Source organism: Leisingera sp. ANG49 (assembly GCF_059694505.1).
In genome coordinates, this window is the sequence record NZ_JCATZN010000005.1 from 165,727 (window position 1) to 181,647 (window position 15,921).

Annotated in this window: 14 protein-coding genes; 8 read left to right on the forward strand and 6 right to left on the reverse strand. The window is 64.0% G+C overall.

The features are described from left to right. Positions 1 to 20 precede the first annotated feature (20 nt). Both AC58NV_RS17660 and AC58NV_RS17665 read left to right on the forward strand, forming a co-directional pair. Entirely contained in the window at positions 21 to 380 is a 360-nt protein-coding gene (locus tag AC58NV_RS17660; RefSeq protein ID WP_497228285.1) for an ArsR/SmtB family transcription factor, read from the forward strand. Beyond that, positions 358 to 828 (forward strand): SRPBCC family protein, encoded by a 471-nt coding sequence (locus tag AC58NV_RS17665; protein ID WP_497228286.1) that lies wholly within the window; start codon positions 358 to 360, stop codon positions 826 to 828. The genes AC58NV_RS17660 and AC58NV_RS17665 overlap by 23 nt, the downstream gene beginning before the upstream one ends. A gap of 42 nt (positions 829 to 870) precedes the next feature. Here AC58NV_RS17665 and AC58NV_RS17670 read toward each other — a convergent pair whose 3' ends face one another. Both AC58NV_RS17670 and AC58NV_RS17675 read right to left on the reverse strand, forming a co-directional pair. Continuing rightward, positions 871 to 1,650 carry a gamma-glutamyl-gamma-aminobutyrate hydrolase family protein gene (locus AC58NV_RS17670; protein WP_497228287.1) on the reverse strand — a complete coding sequence of 260 codons (780 nt, stop codon included), beginning with the start codon at positions 1,648 to 1,650 and terminating at the stop codon, positions 871 to 873. Between the two features lie 105 nt (positions 1,651 to 1,755). Continuing rightward, positions 1,756 to 2,376: a helix-turn-helix domain-containing protein gene (locus tag AC58NV_RS17675; protein WP_497228288.1), complete on the reverse strand. Its 621-nt coding sequence runs from the start codon at positions 2,374 to 2,376 to the stop codon at positions 1,756 to 1,758. A gap of 157 nt (positions 2,377 to 2,533) precedes the next feature. Between AC58NV_RS17675 and AC58NV_RS17680 the strand changes: the two genes are divergently transcribed. After that, positions 2,534 to 3,013 (forward strand): fasciclin domain-containing protein, encoded by a 480-nt coding sequence (locus tag AC58NV_RS17680; protein ID WP_497228289.1) that lies wholly within the window; start codon positions 2,534 to 2,536, stop codon positions 3,011 to 3,013. Positions 3,014 to 3,100: 87 nt separating this feature from the next. Here the strand turns inward: AC58NV_RS17680 and AC58NV_RS17685 are convergent, their stop codons facing one another. Both AC58NV_RS17685 and AC58NV_RS17690 read right to left on the reverse strand, forming a co-directional pair. After that, positions 3,101 to 3,529, reverse strand: a complete 429-nt coding sequence (locus tag AC58NV_RS17685) for a GlcG/HbpS family heme-binding protein (RefSeq protein WP_497228290.1) — start codon at positions 3,527 to 3,529, stop codon at positions 3,101 to 3,103. Positions 3,530 to 3,643: 114 nt separating this feature from the next. Next, complete coding sequence (locus tag AC58NV_RS17690; RefSeq protein WP_497228291.1) at positions 3,644 to 5,791, reverse strand: malate synthase G; 2,148 nt, start codon at positions 5,789 to 5,791, stop codon at positions 3,644 to 3,646. 221 nt (positions 5,792 to 6,012) lie between these two features. Between AC58NV_RS17690 and pepN the strand changes: the two genes are divergently transcribed. The 3 genes from pepN to AC58NV_RS17705 all read left to right on the forward strand — a co-directional run bounded on the left by pepN (position 6,013) and on the right by AC58NV_RS17705 (position 10,460). Next, positions 6,013 to 8,565: an aminopeptidase N gene (pepN, locus tag AC58NV_RS17695; RefSeq protein ID WP_497228292.1), complete on the forward strand. Its 2,553-nt coding sequence runs from the start codon at positions 6,013 to 6,015 to the stop codon at positions 8,563 to 8,565. Next, positions 8,558 to 9,016, forward strand: a complete 459-nt coding sequence (locus AC58NV_RS17700) for a hypothetical protein (protein WP_497228293.1) — start codon at positions 8,558 to 8,560, stop codon at positions 9,014 to 9,016. Before pepN ends, AC58NV_RS17700 begins: the two co-directional genes overlap by 8 nt. Before the next feature lie 160 nt (positions 9,017 to 9,176). Next, on the forward strand, positions 9,177 to 10,460 hold the full coding sequence (locus tag AC58NV_RS17705; protein ID WP_497228294.1) for a hypothetical protein: 1,284 nt from the start codon (positions 9,177 to 9,179) through the stop codon (positions 10,458 to 10,460). Between the two features lie 42 nt (positions 10,461 to 10,502). Here AC58NV_RS17705 and AC58NV_RS17710 read toward each other — a convergent pair whose 3' ends face one another. After that, positions 10,503 to 12,857, reverse strand: a complete 2,355-nt coding sequence (locus tag AC58NV_RS17710) for a Tex family protein (protein ID WP_497228295.1) — start codon at positions 12,855 to 12,857, stop codon at positions 10,503 to 10,505. Between the two features lie 99 nt (positions 12,858 to 12,956). Continuing rightward, complete coding sequence (locus AC58NV_RS17715; RefSeq protein WP_497228296.1) at positions 12,957 to 13,238, reverse strand: winged helix-turn-helix transcriptional regulator; 282 nt, start codon at positions 13,236 to 13,238, stop codon at positions 12,957 to 12,959. 156 nt (positions 13,239 to 13,394) lie between these two features. On the opposite strand from AC58NV_RS17715, the gene AC58NV_RS17720 reads away from it, so the two are divergent. Both AC58NV_RS17720 and gatB read left to right on the forward strand, forming a co-directional pair. Further along, the gene (locus tag AC58NV_RS17720) at positions 13,395 to 14,129 is read left to right on the forward strand and encodes a DUF8737 domain-containing protein (RefSeq protein ID WP_497228297.1); all 735 of its coding nucleotides are present in this window, start codon (positions 13,395 to 13,397) and stop codon (positions 14,127 to 14,129) included. 178 nt (positions 14,130 to 14,307) lie between these two features. Next, the gene (gene gatB, locus AC58NV_RS17725) at positions 14,308 to 15,819 is read left to right on the forward strand and encodes an Asp-tRNA(Asn)/Glu-tRNA(Gln) amidotransferase subunit GatB (RefSeq protein WP_497228298.1); all 1,512 of its coding nucleotides are present in this window, start codon (positions 14,308 to 14,310) and stop codon (positions 15,817 to 15,819) included. Positions 15,820 to 15,921: the final 102 nt, after the last annotated feature.

Below are 15,921 nucleotides of genomic sequence, written 5' to 3' on the forward strand. Positions count from 1 at the left end.
CACAGGCAATACTTAGGCACATGGCTAAGCATGACCCTGACCTCGACCTCCTGTTCACTGCGCTTGGCGACCCGACCCGGCGCGCAATCCTGTCGCGGCTGGCGCGCGGCCCCGCCAGCGTGAGCGAACTTGCCGCCCCGCATAATATGGCGCTGCCTTCCTTTCTGGGCCACTTGAAGAAGCTTGAGGACGCCGGCCTGATAGAAACTGCCAAATCCGGGCGCGTCCGGACCTGCTCACTTCTGCCGGACGCATTGCGCCCCGCCCGAAACTGGCTGGATGAGCAGAAGGCTGTCTGGGAACAGCGGCTGCAGCAACTGGACGACTATGTAATGCAACTCATGAAGGAACGCGAACATGGACCTGGATCCGAAGACTGACCTCAGCTTCACCCGCAGCCTGGCGGCGCCGGTGCCGCTCCTGTGGGAATGCTGGACCACGCCCAAGCACATCATGCAGTTTTTCACCCCCAAGCCGCACAAGGTGACTGCCTGCGACATAGACCTGCGGGTTGGCGGCCGGTTCAACACGACCTTTGAGGTCGAAGGCAACGAGATGCAGAACACCGGTGTCTTCTTGGAGATCATCGACCAGAGAAAACTTGTCTTTACAGACACCTACAGCGAAGGATGGAAGCCCGCGCCGGACCCGTTCATGACCGCGATGGTGCTGTTTGAGGATGACGGCAAAGGCGGCACAACCTATACCGCAATTGCCCGCCACAGGTCCGCGGAGGCGCGGGAAACACATGAGAAGATGGGCTTCTACGATGGTTGGGGCACAGTTGCGGAGCAGCTCGAAGCCTACGCCAGAACACTTATCCGGTAACGCCGCCAGGGCCTGGTCTCTGCCGAACGGCGGCTGCGGTCTTCAGGCTGACTTTTGCAAACCGGCCTGCGGACCGCCTTGTGCCCAGGTCCGGACGGCCGTGCCAAAGGCTTCGAACAGCGGCCGAGACACCGGGTCTGCGGCTGCTTCCCATTCCGGGTGCCATTGCACCGACAGAGTGAAGCCCGGCGCATCCTTGATGTAGACCGCCTCCGGCGTGCCATCGGGCGCGTGGCCGTCGATCACCACCCGGGCGCCGGGGCGCTTGATGCCCTGGCCGTGCAGCGTGTTGGTCATCACTTCCTCGGCGCCGAAAAGACGGTGGAACACGCCGCCGGAGTTGAATTTGACCGTATGGCGCAGCGCGAATTTCTCCTCCAGCGTGCCATCCGGCGGCATCCGGTGGTTCATCCGGCCCGGCAGGTCGCGGATTTCCGGATGCAGGGTGCCGCCCATTGCCACATTCACCTCCTGAAAACCGCGGCAGATGCCCAGGAACGGCTGGCCGCGCTCCACGCAGGCGCGGATCAGCGGCAGGGTGATGGCGTCGCGGGCCCGGTCAAAGGCGCCATGCGCCTCGGTCTCGGCCTCGCCGTATTCGTTGGGGTGCACATTGGGCCGCCCGCCGGTCAGCAGGAAGCCGTCGAAGGTGTTCAGCAGTTCCTCAACGGTGACAAAGCGCGGATCTGACGGGATCATCAGCGGCATGCAACCTGCGACCTCGGCAATGGCCTCAGAATTCATCGTGCCGCCCGCGTGCACGGGATACTGATCGTTCAGCAGATAGGAATTGCCGATGATGCCTACTTTGGGTCGCGCCATGATCCGCCTGTATGTCCATTTCCTAAAGAAAACCTAGCTCTGCCATTGCCAGGGTTCAACAGCGCCAGCGGCGCAACAGATTGTTCACATGTGCACAGGCCCGGCTCAGCCGCCCTCCCGGCCTGCTGTATTGCTGCCGGACACGACGGCGATCACCTTGCATCTTTGGCCGTCTGCAGCCCGGTAGCTGTGTTCGAATCCCGCATCGAAGTAGACCGAGTCCCCCTTCTGCAGCACTTCCGTCCTCCCATGAATGGCCAGTTGCAGGCTGCCCTCAATGACATAAAGCATCTCGGCACCCTCGTGGCTGTGCGGCTTGCTCTGCACCGCTGTTGCCGAAAACTCCGCCAGATATGCCTGAAACCGGCTTTTCGCGACCGGGAAGTCCAGGCTTTCAAACAGATAGGACACCGGCCCGTCCGTCTTATCTCCCAGTTTCAGCCGGTCGCGGGCCCGCACCACTTCGAACACCGGCTCTTCCTCGCCGGGCCCGAAGAAATGATCCAGCCCGACGCCGAACACCAGGGCAATCCGGAGCAGTGTCGCCAAGGTCGGGAACACCTGCCCGCGCTCAATCCGCGACAGCATGGCTGCCGACAGGCCGGTATGTTCCCCCAGCTGCGCCAGCCCCATGTCCTTGGCCAGGCGCAACGCCCGCACCTTGGGGCCGATTCGATAGGCCTCCAGCCCGTCCTGCAGGGTGTCTGACAGCGCTGTCCGGTTCACGGTTTCACCTCCAGAGCAAACTTGCGCTCTTGATTTTAACGTCATGCAAAAATCATGCGCATCACACAAATGTGCACTGTATGCAAAATTCTTGCATGAAATGCTGCGTTCACCAAGGGGCATTCTGCTCCTGCCAGTGACAAGAGGATTTACCAAGATGTTTAACCGCCCTTCCCTGACAGCCCTCGCGATCGCCATCGGCCTGGCCCTGCCGGCAACCGCTCCTGCCGCTTCCAAGGACATCGTCGATACTGCGGTTGAGGCCGGCAGTTTTGAAACCCTGGCCGCCGCGCTGACCGCCGCGGACCTGGTGGGCACGCTCAAGGGTGACGGGCCGTTCACGGTGTTCGCCCCCACCGACGAAGCCTTCGCCGCCCTGCCCGAAGGCACGGTCGAAAACCTGCTTAAGCCGGAAAACCGCGAGCAGCTGACCCAAATTCTCACCTACCACGTGGTGCCGGGCAAGGTGATGTCGTCGGATCTCAGCGACGGGATGAAGGCAGAAACCGTGATGGGCAAGGAGATCACGGTTTCCATGAGCGGCGGCGTCAAGGTCAATGATGCCACGGTCACCACTGCGGATATCGAAACCGCAAACGGCGTCATCCATGTGATCGACACCGTCATCCTGCCCTAAGAGCGGAGCCTCCCTCCAGCCCTGGGATCAGGGCAGAACTTCCGCTCAAAGAGCAGCCCCTCCCGCCCCCACGGGAGGGGCTTCTTTTCAGATTTCGCCTTGCAGGCCAGCGGCCTCGATGCCGGAAAGGGCTGCAATTGCATCATTGTCGGAGGTATCGCCAGTCACGCCGACCGCGCCGATCACCGCGCCGTCCGTGCCACGTACCAGCACACCGCCCGGCACCGGGACCACCTGGCCGCCGTAAACGCCATTCACCGCTGCCATGAAATAGGCCTGCGCCTCTGCCCGCGCCATCTGGGCGCTGCCCGCCATTCCCAGCATCACCGAGCCGTAGGCCTTGCCATGCGCAATCGGGAAACGGCCCGGCGCGGCACCGTCCTCGCGCTCGAACGCCTGCACATGGCCGCCGGCATCCAGCACCACCACCGACAGCGGCTTCAGGTTCAGTTCGCGACCTTTCTCCAAGGCCACCCGGATAATGGTGCGCGCCTGTTCCAGTGAAATATCAGCCATGGGTCCTGCCCTTTCCGTTCGCGTGACGTTACGGAACAGAAAAGGAGGCCAAAAGGCCCCCTTTGACTACCCCTTTCTGCGGGGAAACTGTTTCATCCGGTCAGTTTGCCGCGGTCAGCCTGCGGCTTCCCGGGCCTTCAGCTCCAGGCGGCGGGCGTGCAGCACCGGCTCGGTATAGCCCGACGGCTGCACCCGGCCCTTGAACACCAGATCGCAGGCCGCCTTGAAGGCAATGGTGTCGTAGCCCGGCGCCATCGGGCGGTAAGTATTGTCGCCGCGGTTCTGCTCATCCACCACCTTTGCCATCTTGCGCAAGCTGCCCATCACCTCCTCCTCGGAAACAACGCCATGGTGCAGCCAATTGGCGATGTGCTGGGCGGAAATCCGGCAGGTTGCGCGGTCCTCCATCAGCCCGACGTCATTGATGTCCGGCACCTTGGAGCATCCCACCCCCTGGTCAACCCAGCGCACCACATAGCCCAGGATGCCCTGCGCGTTGTTCTCCACTTCGCGGGCAATCTGGCGCGGGGTCCACTTACGGTAGGTCGCCAGCGGGATTTCCAGGATGCCGTCCACATGGGCGCGGCGGCCGACCTCTTTCAGCTTGGCCTGCACCGCCAGCACATCCACCTTGTGGTAATGCAGCGCGTGCAGGGTTGCGGCGGTCGGGCTCGGCACCCAGGCGCAATTGGCGCCCGATTTCGGGTGCTCGATCTTCTGCTCCAGCATCGCCGCCATCATGTCGGGCATCGCCCACATGCCCTTGCCGATCTGCGCCCTGCCGGACAGGCCGCATTCCAGGCCGATGTCCACGTTTAGGTTCTCATAGGCGCCGATCCAGGCCTTGCGCTTGATGAAGTCCTTGCGGGAGAACGGCCCCGCCTCCATCGAGGTGTGGATCTCGTCGCCGGTGCGGTCGAGGAAGCCGGTGTTGATGAAGGCCACCCGGTGCTTGGCGGCGCGGATGCATTCCTTGAGGTTCACCGAGGTGCGGCGTTCCTCGTCCATGATGCCGATCTTCACGGTGTGGCGCGGCAGGCCCAGAATGTCCTCGACCTTATCGAAGATCCGGTCGGTAAAGGCGACTTCCTCCGGCCCGTGCATCTTGGGCTTCACCACATAGACCGAGCCGTGGGCGGAGTTGCCGCCCTCGCGCTTCAGATCGTGTTTGGCGATCATCACGGTGATCAGCGCATCCAGCAGACCCTCGTAAGCCTCATTGGCGTCCTGATCCAGCACCGCCGGGTTGGTCATTAGATGGCCGACGTTACGCACCCACAGCAGGGCGCGGCCCTTCACCGACATGGCAGAGCCGTCCGGCGCGGTGTAGCCGAAATCGGGGTTCAGGCGGCGGGTGATGGTCTTGCCGCCTTTCTCCAGCTCGGCTTCCAGATCGCCCTTCATCAAGCCCAGCCAGTTGGAATAGGCCTGTACCTTGTCTTCGGCATCGACGCAGGCGACCGAGTCCTCGCAATCCATGATCGCCGACATCGCGCTTTCCAGCCGCACATCGGCCAGGCCCGCCTGGTCGCGGGCGCCGATCGCATGGGCGCGGTCGAACACAAGCTCCACATGCAGCCCGTTGTTGCGCAGCAGCACGGATTCCGGCGCCTTGGGGTTGCCACGGTAGCCTGCGAATTTCTCCGGCTGCGCCAGCGGCAGGTCATCGACCAGCAACTGACCGTCCTGCACATGGTAGCGCCGCACGTCGGCGTGGCTGGCCCCGTCAATCGGAAACGCCTCGTCCAGGAACACCCGCGCCCGCGCCACAACCCGCGCACCGCGGCCCTTGTCATAGCCGCCCTTGGGCGCAGGGGGGGCCATCGCGTCAGTGCCATAGAACCCGTCATAGAGGCTGCCCCAGCGCGCATTCGCCGCGTTCAGCGCGTAGCGCGCGTTGGTGATCGGCACCACCAGCTGCGGGCCGGGCACCGATGCGATCTCGGGGTCCACATTCTGAGTTTCGATCACGAAATCGCCGCCTTCCGGCAGCAGATAACCAATATCGCTCAGGAACGCTTTATAGGCCTCGTGGTCGTGCGGCTTGTCGCGGTTGGCGATGTGCCAGGCGTCGATCTTGGCCTGGATCTCTTCCCGCTTGGCCAGCAGCGCGCGGTTTTCCGGGCCAAAGCCGTTCACCAGCTCCGCCAGGCCCTTCCAGAATGCCTCGGCCTCGATTCCGGTGCCCGGCAGCGCCTGCTTCTCGATGAACTCCGCCAGCTCCGGCGCAACCTGAATTCCCTGTTTTTCGACGCGGCTCATGACTTGCTCCTTCCGGCGGTACACCACTGTATGCTGACATCTAACTAGGGCAGAAGTTTCCGGTCAGCAACAAAACACCCCATCGATGAAACCGAACTCAATTTCTTGATTTTCAAGAAAGTGCTGCGGATTTTTCTGAACCCGCAATTCTGCCGCCAATCCGCTTGCAGTCGCGCCCGCATCCTCTACACCTGAACTAAGCAGTGCAGAGGAGAACGAGAATGGCCAAGGACACGCCCCAGACCTTCTACCTGAAAGACTACACCCCCTTCGGGTTCGACGTCGAAAGTGTTCAACTGACCTTCCGCCTGACGCCGGAAACCACCCGCGTCCTGAGCAAGATCCGCTTTGCCCCGAAACCGGACGCGGCAGACAAGACCTTTTTCCTGCACGGCGAGGAACTGCAGCTGATCTCGGCCAAAATCGACGGCCAGGTGGTGACGCCGGAACTGGTGGACGGCGGCCTAAAATGCGAGGTGCCCAGCGCCCCCTTCACCTGGGAGGCCGAGGTGGAGATCAATCCGGCCGGCAATACCGCGCTGGAGGGGCTTTACATGTCAAACCGCATGTATTGCACCCAATGCGAGGCCGAGGGCTTCCGCAAGATCACCTATTACCCTGACCGTCCTGACGTGATGTCCACCTTCACCGTGCGGATCGAGGGCGACGAGCCTGTGATGCTGTCCAACGGCAACCCCATGGGTGCGGGCGAAGGCTGGGCCGAATGGCACGATCCCTGGCCAAAACCGGCCTATCTGTTTGCGCTGGTGGCCGGCGATCTGGTGAACCATCCCGGCAGCTTCACCACAATTTCCGGCAAGGAGGTGGAGCTGAACATCTGGGTCCGCCCCGGCGACGAGGGCAAATGCGCCTTCGGCATGGAAGCGCTGAAGAAGTCGATGAAATGGGACGAGGATGTCTACGGGCTGGAGTACGACCTGGAGCTGTTCAACATTGTCGCCGTCGACGACTTCAACATGGGCGCGATGGAGAACAAAGGGCTCAATATCTTTAACTCCTCCTGCGTTCTGGCATCGCCCGAGACCTCCACAGATGCCAATTTCGAACGTATCGAGGCGATCATCGCGCATGAGTATTTCCACAACTGGACCGGCAACCGCATCACCTGCCGCGACTGGTTCCAGCTGTGCCTCAAGGAAGGCCTGACCGTCTTCCGCGATGCCCAGTTCACCGCCGACATGCGGTCCGAGCCGGTGAAGCGCATTGACGATGTGATCACCCTGCGCGCCCGCCAGTTCCCGGAGGACAACGGCCCCCTCGCCCATCCGCCGCGCCCGGAGCAGTTCCAGGAGATCAACAACTTCTACACCGCCACCGTCTATGAAAAAGGCGCCGAGGTCATCGGCATGCTGAAGCGGCTGGTTGGCGATGAGAACTACTACAAGGCGCTGAAGCTCTATTTTGAGCGCCACGACGGCCAGGCCTGCACTATCGAGGACTGGCTGAAGGTGTTCGAGGATGCCACCGGGCGCGACCTCAGCCAGTTCAAGCTGTGGTACAGCCAGGCCGGCACCCCGCGGGTCAAGGTTACTGAAGACTATGCCGGCGGCACCTATACCCTGACATTCGAGCAATCGACGCCTCCGACGCCCGGCCAGCCCGACAAGGCGCCGCGGGTGATCCCGATGGCGGTGGGCCTGTTGTCGCCCAACGGCGACGAAGTCCGCGCGACTGAAGTGCTGGAACTGACAGAAGCCAAGCAGAGCTTCACCTTCGACGGCCTCGCCTCCAAGCCGGTTCCTTCTATCCTGCGTGAATTCTCCGCCCCGGTGATCCTGGAGCGCGAGACCTCCAACGCCGAACGCGCCTTTTTGCTGGCGCACGACACCGACCCGTTCAACCGCTGGGAGGCCGGCAACGCGCTGGCCAAGGAAACCCGCGTGGCCATGGTGCTGGACGGGGCTGCGCCTGATGCCGCCTATCTGGACGCGCTGGAAAAACTGGTGCGCGACGATGATCAGGACCCGGCGTTCCGGGCGCTGGTGCTGTCGCCGCCCAGCCAGTCGGACATCGCCCAGACCCTGCATGAGCGCGGCTATACCCCTGATCCGCAGAAGATCTACGACGCGGCTGAGACCTTCACCCAGACCCTGGCGCAGCAGCTGGAAACCAGCCTGCCCCGGCTTTACGCCGCGACCACGGTCGAAGGCCTCTACTCCCCGGATGCCGAGAGTGCCGGCAAGCGAGCCCTCAGCGGCCGCATCCTGTCGCTGCTGACCCGGATCGACGGCGGCGACCAGGCCGCGCGCCAGTACGCTGCCGCGGACAACATGACCCAGCAGTATGCCGCCCTCGCCGCGCTGTTGAAGGCTGAGAAGGGCGAGGTCCAAAGCCGGGCCTTCTTTGACCAATGGCAGGACGACCGGCTGGTGATGGACAAATGGTTTGCCCTGCAGATCGCCTGCGCCGCGCCGGAGAAGACCGCCACCACCGCAAAGGCCCTCACTCAGCACGCGCTGTTTGACATGAAGAATCCCAACCGCTTCCGCGCCGTCTTTGGCGCGCTGGCGGGCAACCATGCGGGCTTCCACCATGCCAGCGGCGAGGGCTACCAGCTGCTGGCGGACAACCTGATTGCGCTGGACAAGCTGAACCCGCAGACCACCGCCCGCATGTGCGCGGCTTTCCAAACCTGGAAGCGCTATGACGCGGGCCGCCAGTCGCTGATCCGCGCCCAGCTCAGCCGGATTGCAGGCACCGAAGGCCTCAGCCGCGACACCAATGAAATGGTCACCCGGATCCTGGATGCCTGAGGCCCCCGGCACACCAGCCCCGGCGGAGGACTACAGCTTCTCCCGCCGGGGCCGCTCTGCCACCGCCATCATGGCGGCAGGCGGCTGGCTGGCGGCGCTTCTGGTGCTGTGGCAGCTGCTGGATGCGGCCCTGTGGCTGGTGGTCATCCTGGCCCTGCCCGTTCTGCCCGCCATCGCCGACCTGATCCGTAACCCGTTGTCCGGGCTGAAGATTTCCCGGCACCGCATCGAATGGTTCACCGGCAAGCTGACCGGACAGGCCCAGCTGGACGAGATAGACCGGGTGCGGTTCGACACCCGCTGGGACTTTTCTGTGCGCGCCACGCTGATCCTGAAGAGCGGCAAACGAATCCGCCTGCCGCAAGAGGCCACCCCGCCGCATGCCGAGGCTGATGCGGAATTTCAGTCGCGCGGCATCCGCACGGAACGCCACCACTTCACTGCGTTCTGAGCCCGCCCGTCAAAACCCCGCCAATTCCAATTCGGATTTTAAACAGCCTTGCGCGATTAACCGCCTGCAGGCGTTAACTTCCTCAGTGCCGCCATCTTTGCGCCCCATTGCCTGACGAAACTGTGAACAACGATAAGCTGCCACGTATCAGGAAGCACAAATGCTTACACAGTCTCGACAGGCACGGGATCTTCTGTCCCGGATTTCAGGCCTGGTTTCCAGCCGGTCCCGGCCCGCTGCGCGCCAGTCTCCAGCCCCCTCCCCGGCCCCTGCCGAACAGCTTCTGGCCCGGAGTTTGGAAGACAGCCTGTCCATCCCGGTCCGCAGCGAACACGGCGACCCGGAATGCATCGAGGCGCAGGACCGCGGCCAGTTCCTGGCCCGGCAGGAACGCTGGGAGGACCTGTCCCGGCAGATCCGCGAGGCTGACGAAACCCGGGCCGCTGCCCGCTGCGGGATGCCGCTGGCCGATCTCATCGCCTATGGCGCCCGCGCCGATGTGGTGACAGCCACCGAACACGCCCTGTCCGAGAACGAAAACGCAGGCAGCCGCGCCCTGATCCGCGGCCTGATGGCATTTGAGGCGCTGCGCGCAGAGAACCGCCACGATCCTTATCTGACGGCTCTGGTCGCGCTGGCCCATATCGACATCGGCTGGGCCTGGCGCGGCACGGACGGACAGGACACGCTGCAGCCGAACCTGCGCCGCTGCGCCGCCCATTTCGACCGCGCCGCTGCCCTGCTGGACCCGATTACAGAAGTCAGCCGGAACAGCCCGTTCCTGCTGGCCGCGAAATGCGCGCTCTTTGCCGGGCGCAGCGGCGGAACCATGCAGGTGGCGGACGCCTACAGCGCGTTGATTGATCTGGCGCCCGCGAACCACCGCCACATGCGCGCGCTCGGCACCCATATGCTGCCGCGCAGCTCCGGTTCCTATGCCGCGCTGGAGCTGGAGGCCCGCCGCACCGCCGCGCGCACCGAAGCCGCTTGGGGCGCGGGCGGCTATACCTGGGTCTACTTCGACGCCATCACCATCGACGATCAGGCCTGCGCCCGCGTCGACACCCGCTTCTTCCTGGACGGGCTCCGCGACATTGTGCAGGCCAACCCGTCGCAGGAGATGATCAACCTGCTGGCCGCCTATTGCACCGTTGCCCTGCCCAAGGGGGTGAGCCAGGACCCGCAGGCCGGCGCACCACGGCTGAAGATCGCCGAGGCCGCAAACTGGCTGATCCGCGACCACCTGACAGAACTGCACCCGCTGGTCTGGGCCCATGCAGAGGAAGGCTTCGACAACAGCGCCCGCATCCGGTCTGTCAGCCGCTTTGCCGCCCGCGGCCACGCCGGGGCGCTGACGGCCATCGCCACCCAGTTCCGGGAGGAGATCGAAGGCGGGCAGAAGGTGGCCTTTACCGAACAAGGGCTGGAATTCAGCCCCGCGTAACCACGCTGCGAACATGAAAAACGGGGCTAAGGCCCCGTTTCCTCATTTCTTCTTGAAAGCGTCCATCAGGGCCGCGCCCAGCGCGCCGGTGCCCTGATCCCTGGGCTGACCGCCCTTGGGTCCAGCAGACATTTTGCCCTTGCCCCCCTGAGGACTGCCCGGCTTGCCGCCGCGGCGCGGGCCTGCGCCCCTGGAGGGCCCGCGCGCATTGCGGTCCTCCTTGGCAGAGGCGCCGCCGTCCTTCTTCATGGTCAGCCCGATCCGCTTGCGCGGAACATCGACCTCAGTCACCGTCACCTTCACCACCTGGCCGGTCTTCACCACCTCATGCGGATCCTTCACAAACCGGTCGGCCAGCTGGCTCACATGCACCAGCCCGTCCTGATGCACGCCGATATCCACAAAGGCGCCAAAGGCCGCAACGTTGGTCACCGTGCCTTCCAGCACCATACCGGGCTTCAGGTCGGTGATTTCTTCCACCCCGTCCTTGAAGGAGGCGGTCACGAAGGACGGGCGCGGGTCGCGGCCCGGTTTCTCCAGTTCCTCAAAAATATCTCGCACGGTGGGCAGGCCAACATCTCCGCCCACAAACTCCTCGGCGCGCAGGCCTTTCAGCGCCGCGCCGTCGCCCATGATCTGGCGGATATCCCGCCCGCAGGCAGCAACAATCTTGCGCGCCACATCATAGCTTTCGGGGTGAACCGAGGACGCATCCAGCGGCTCCTTGCCGTCGCGGATGCGCAGGAAGCCCGCGCATTGCTCAAACGCCTTGGGCCCAAGCCGGGCGACCTTCAGCAGCTCCTTGCGCGAGGCGAACGCGCCGTTCATGTCGCGGTGCGCCACAATCGCCTCCGCCAGCCCGGGGCCAAGGCCGGAGACATGAGCAAGGAGCGGTGCTGAGGCCATGTTGAGGTCCACGCCCACCGCGTTCACCACGTCCTCGATCACCGCCTCCAGCGATTTCGACAGTTTGTGCTGGTCCACGTCATGCTGGTACTGGCCGACACCGATGCTCTTGGGTTCGATCTTCACCAATTCCGCCAGCGGGTCCTGCAGGCGGCGGGCAATCGACACCGCCCCGCGCAAGCTCACATCCAGATCCGGGAACTCCCGCGCTGCCAGCTCGGAGGCGGAATAGACCGAGGCGCCTGCCTCCGACACCACCACCTTGGTCGGCGCCTTGATCTTGGCGGGCAAGTGTTTCAGCACTTCGGCCACCATCCGCTCGGTCTCGCGGCTGGCGGTGCCGTTGCCGATGGCGATCAGCTCCACCCCGTGTTCGGCGATCAGCTTGACAATCGACACCTGCGCCCCGCGCAGATCGTTCTTCGGCTGGAACGGGTACAAGGTTTCGGTGGCCACCAGTTTCCCGGTTGCATCAACCACCGCCGCCTTGACGCCGGTGCGGATGCCCGGGTCCAGCCCGAGGGTCGGCCGCGCACCGGCCGGAGCTGCAAACAGCAGGTCCTTGAGGTTGCGGGCAAAAACCTGGATGGCGTCCTCCTGCGCGCGGCCGCGCAGATCACCCATCAGTTCCAGCATCATCGACAGCGACAGCTTCACCCGCCAGGTCCAGCCCGCCACCTTGCGCAGCCACTTGTCGCCAGGGCCCTGGCTGCCCGCGCCCAGTTCCGCCGCGACCATGGCCTCGGCCCGGGCCACGCCCTCTTCCGGCTCCGGCCCCACGTCCAGCGTAAGCACGCCCTCGTTGGAGCCGCGCAGCATCGCCAGCGCCCGGTGCGAGGGCACATCTGCCCAGCGCTCGGAATGCGCAAAGTAATCGGAGAACTTGGCGCCCTCCTGCTCCTTGCCCTCGACGACCTTGGCGGTCAAAACCGCCTCCCGCTGCAGGAACTCCCGCAGGCGGCCCAGCAGGGCGGCGTTTTCCGTCAGCCGCTCGGTCAGGATATCGCGCGCGCCGTTCAGCGCGTCCTTCACCGTTGCGACCGCCTCGGTGACATAGCCTTCCGCCAGCTTTTCAGGGTCGGCGCTGCGGTCCGCGAGGATAGCGTCCGCCAGCGGCTCCAGCCCGTTTTCGCGGGCGATCATTGCCTTGGTGCGCCGCTTGGGCTTGTAGGGCAGATAGATATCCTCCAGCTGCGCCTTGGTCTCCGCCTTGGCGATCGAGGCCGCCAGGTCATCGGTCAGCTTGTCCTGCCCCTTGATCGACTCGAGGATGGCCGCCCGGCGCTTCTCCAGCTCGCGCAGATACTCCAGCCGCTCTGCCAGGGTGCGCAGCTGGGTGTCGTCCAGCCCGCCGGTCGCCTCTTTCCGGTAGCGGGCGACAAAGGGCACGGTGGCGCCTTCGTCCAGCAGCGCAACGGCGGCGCTCACCTGCTTGGCAGCGGCGCCGATTTCCGTGGCAATGGTCTGGCTGATGCGGGCGGATGTGTCCAAGGCGGCCTCCTGAAATTCTGCTCGGGCTGCCAGTTCTAGCTGCCTGCCCGCGCCGCGCCAAGGGCTCAATGCGTGTCCGGCGGCCGCCCGCCAGCGGTGTCAGGGCGCGTCCGGCAGATCCGGGGTATGCGCCTCCCCCCAAGCGCGGATCGCATTCATGACCGGGGCCAGCGCCTCGCCGCTTTTGGTCAGGCGGTATTCCCACCGCGGCGGGTTCTGCGAATAGGCCTGCCGCTCCAGCACACCGTTTTCCTCCAGCCTGCGCAGCCGTCCTGACAGGGTGTTCGGGGAGATCTTCAAAACGTCCTGCAAGTTCTGGAACCGGCGCGGCCCTTCCAGAAAAAACTCGCGCAGGATCAGAAGGACCCATTGGTCCCCCATGACATTCGACGCCCGCAGAACCGGGCAATTTTCTCGTGGCTGCTGGCTCATAGGGTTAATTTAGGCATCCAGCTTGCAAATGTGAAGTTACTACTTATTTGATAGTTACTATCACAACGGGACTAACACGCAGCCAGTCCAGTAGGAGTAAGGAAAATGTTCGAATCTCTCGCCACCGTTTACGTTCAGACCTTCGCGGTCATCCTGCCAGCCTTTGCAATCGGCCTTGTCAGCATCGGCGCTTTCAAGTCGGGTCTGCCGCTGAGGCAAGCGGCGGCAGGTGTCGCCGTCACCGCCGCCGTGCTCGGGCTGTGGTATCCGCTGGTCACAATCCTGGCCAAAGCCGGTATTCTCATGCCGCCCCTGGAGATCACCGATCCGCCTTACGCGCTGATGCCGCTTTTCGGCGGGGCCGTGCTTCTCTGGGCCATGGGCCGCCTGACGGTCACGGGCCGGGCCATCCTGGACGGCCTCAGCCACGCGCATCTGATCAGCATTCAAAGCCACCGGCTGATGGGCGGCGTGTTTCTGATCGGCTGGCTGATGGGGGACCTGCCCTGGCAATTCGCGCTGCCTGCAGGCATTGGCGACATTCTGGCGGGCATCGCGGCGATCCAGGCGATGCGCGCCCTGAACCGCGGCGATGCAAACGCCGAGTCCCTGGTCCGCCGTGCCAGCTACATCGGCCTGCTGGATTTCGCCGTGGCGGTCAGCCTTGGCATCGCAACTTCAGCAGGCGCCCTGCAGCTGATGTCCTTTGACAATCCCAATATCATCAATGCCTATCCGCTGGCCCTGTTCCCGGAATACTTCGTGCCGGTGTTCATTGCCTTCCAGCTGTTTTCCCTCGGCGCCCTGCGCCGCAGCAGCCGGCAGCTGGCCACAGCCTAAAGGCACCTCGCGGCAGCTCATGAGAGCTGCCGCCTTCCGGCTTCCGCTTCCGCACCGGGACACAACCGCCCGATTTCTGCCCGATGGCCGCTTTTTCCCGTCCTCGCGGCTCTTGCTCCCCCTGCCGCACTGGCCTAGAACGCTTGCCAACAAGGACATTCGGATACGGCGGAAAACCATGCTCGACCTGACATATGAACTCCCCAAGCCCAAGGTGATCGCGGGCGCCAAGCATGACTGGGAACTGGTCATCGGCATGGAGGTGCATGCCCAGGTCAGCTCCAATGCCAAGCTGTTCTCCGGCGCCTCCACCAAGTTCGGCGCCGAGCCGAACTCCAACGTGGCCTTCGTGGACGCAGCGATGCCCGGCATGCTGCCGGTGGTAAACGAGTTCTGCGTCGAGCAGGCCGTGCGCACCGGCCTGGGCCTGAAGGCGGACATCAACCTGTGGTCGGCCTTCGACCGCAAGAACTATTTCTATCCCGATCTGCCGCAGGGCTACCAGATTTCCCAGCTCTATCATCCGATTGTGGGCGAAGGCGAAGTGCTGGTTGAACTGGGCGACGGCACCGCGCGCAACGTGCGTGTGGAGCGCATCCACATGGAACAGGACGCGGGCAAGTCGATCCACGACATGGACCCGCACATGTCCTTTGTCGACCTGAACCGCACCGGCGTCTGCCTGATGGAGATCGTCTCCCGCCCCGACATCCGGGGACCGGAGGAAGCCGCCGCCTATATCGCCAAGCTGCGCCAGATCATGCAGTACCTGGGCACCTGCGACGGCAACATGCAGAACGGCAACCTGCGTGCCGACGTCAACGTCTCGGTCTGCCTGCCGGGCCAGTACGAGAAGTACCAGGAAACCCAGGACTTCAGCCACCTCGGCACCCGCTGCGAGATCAAGAACATGAACTCCATGCGCTTCATCCAGCAAGCGATTGAGGTCGAGGCGCGCCGCCAGATCGCCATCCTCGAGGCCGGCGGCGAGATCGTGCAGGAAACCCGCCTCTATGATCCTGACAAGGGCGAGACCCGCTCCATGCGCTCCAAGGAAGAGGCGCATGACTACCGCTATTTCCCTGATCCCGATCTGCTGCCGCTGGAAATCGAACAGGCGTGGGTCGATGATATCGCCGCCAACCTGCCGGAACTGCCGGACGAGAAAAAGTCGCGCTTCATCAACGACTTCGGCCTTTCCGACTATGACGCATCGGTGCTGACCGCGGATGTGGAATCGGCGGCCTTCTTTGAGGAAACTGCCAAGGGCCGCAGCGGCAAGCTGGCTGCCAACTGGGTGATCAACGAGCTGTTCGGGCGCCTGAAGAAAGAAGACCACGCGATTACCGAATCTCCGGTCTCCCCGGCCCAGCTGGGCGGCATCATCGACCTGATCGCCTCGGACGCGATCTCCGGCAAGATCGCCAAGGACCTGTTCGAGATCGTCTACACCGAAGGCGGCGACCCGGCGCAGATCGTCGAGGAGCGCGGCATGAAGCAGGTGACCGACACCGGCGCCATCGAGACCGCCCTGGATGAGATCATCGCCGCCAACCCGGCGCAGGTGGAGAAGGCCAAGGTGAACCCGAAGCTGGCGGGCTGGTTTGTCGGCCAGGTGATGAAGGCTACCGGCGGCAAGGCCAATCCCAAGGCGGTGAATGAGCTGGTCGCCAAGAAACTGGGCGGCTGATCTGCCGCACATCCGTTACCGAAAGGGCGCCCCTCGGGGCGCCCTTTTTCGTGCAGGAAACGGGGGGTGACATGCGTGCACCCCCTGTACACCCCCTGTGCA

Coding starts and splice junctions, on each gene's coding strand:
- AC58NV_RS17660 (WP_497228285.1), top strand. CDS start 21: ATGGCTAAGCATGACCCTGACCTCGACCTCCTGTTCACTGCGCTTGGC.
- AC58NV_RS17665 (WP_497228286.1), top strand. CDS start 358: ATGGACCTGGATCCGAAGACTGACCTCAGCTTCACCCGCAGCCTGGCG.
- AC58NV_RS17670 (WP_497228287.1), bottom strand. CDS start 1,650: ATGGCGCGACCCAAAGTAGGCATCATCGGCAATTCCTATCTGCTGAAC.
- AC58NV_RS17680 (WP_497228289.1), top strand. CDS start 2,534: ATGTTTAACCGCCCTTCCCTGACAGCCCTCGCGATCGCCATCGGCCTG.
- AC58NV_RS17685 (WP_497228290.1), bottom strand. CDS start 3,529: ATGGCTGATATTTCACTGGAACAGGCGCGCACCATTATCCGGGTGGCC.
- AC58NV_RS17690 (WP_497228291.1), bottom strand. CDS start 5,791: ATGAGCCGCGTCGAAAAACAGGGAATTCAGGTTGCGCCGGAGCTGGCG.
- pepN (WP_497228292.1), top strand. CDS start 6,013: ATGGCCAAGGACACGCCCCAGACCTTCTACCTGAAAGACTACACCCCC.
- AC58NV_RS17700 (WP_497228293.1), top strand. CDS start 8,558: ATGCCTGAGGCCCCCGGCACACCAGCCCCGGCGGAGGACTACAGCTTC.
- AC58NV_RS17705 (WP_497228294.1), top strand. CDS start 9,177: ATGCTTACACAGTCTCGACAGGCACGGGATCTTCTGTCCCGGATTTCA.
- AC58NV_RS17715 (WP_497228296.1), bottom strand. CDS start 13,238: ATGGGGGACCAATGGGTCCTTCTGATCCTGCGCGAGTTTTTTCTGGAA.
- AC58NV_RS17720 (WP_497228297.1), top strand. CDS start 13,395: ATGTTCGAATCTCTCGCCACCGTTTACGTTCAGACCTTCGCGGTCATC.
- gatB (WP_497228298.1), top strand. CDS start 14,308: ATGCTCGACCTGACATATGAACTCCCCAAGCCCAAGGTGATCGCGGGC.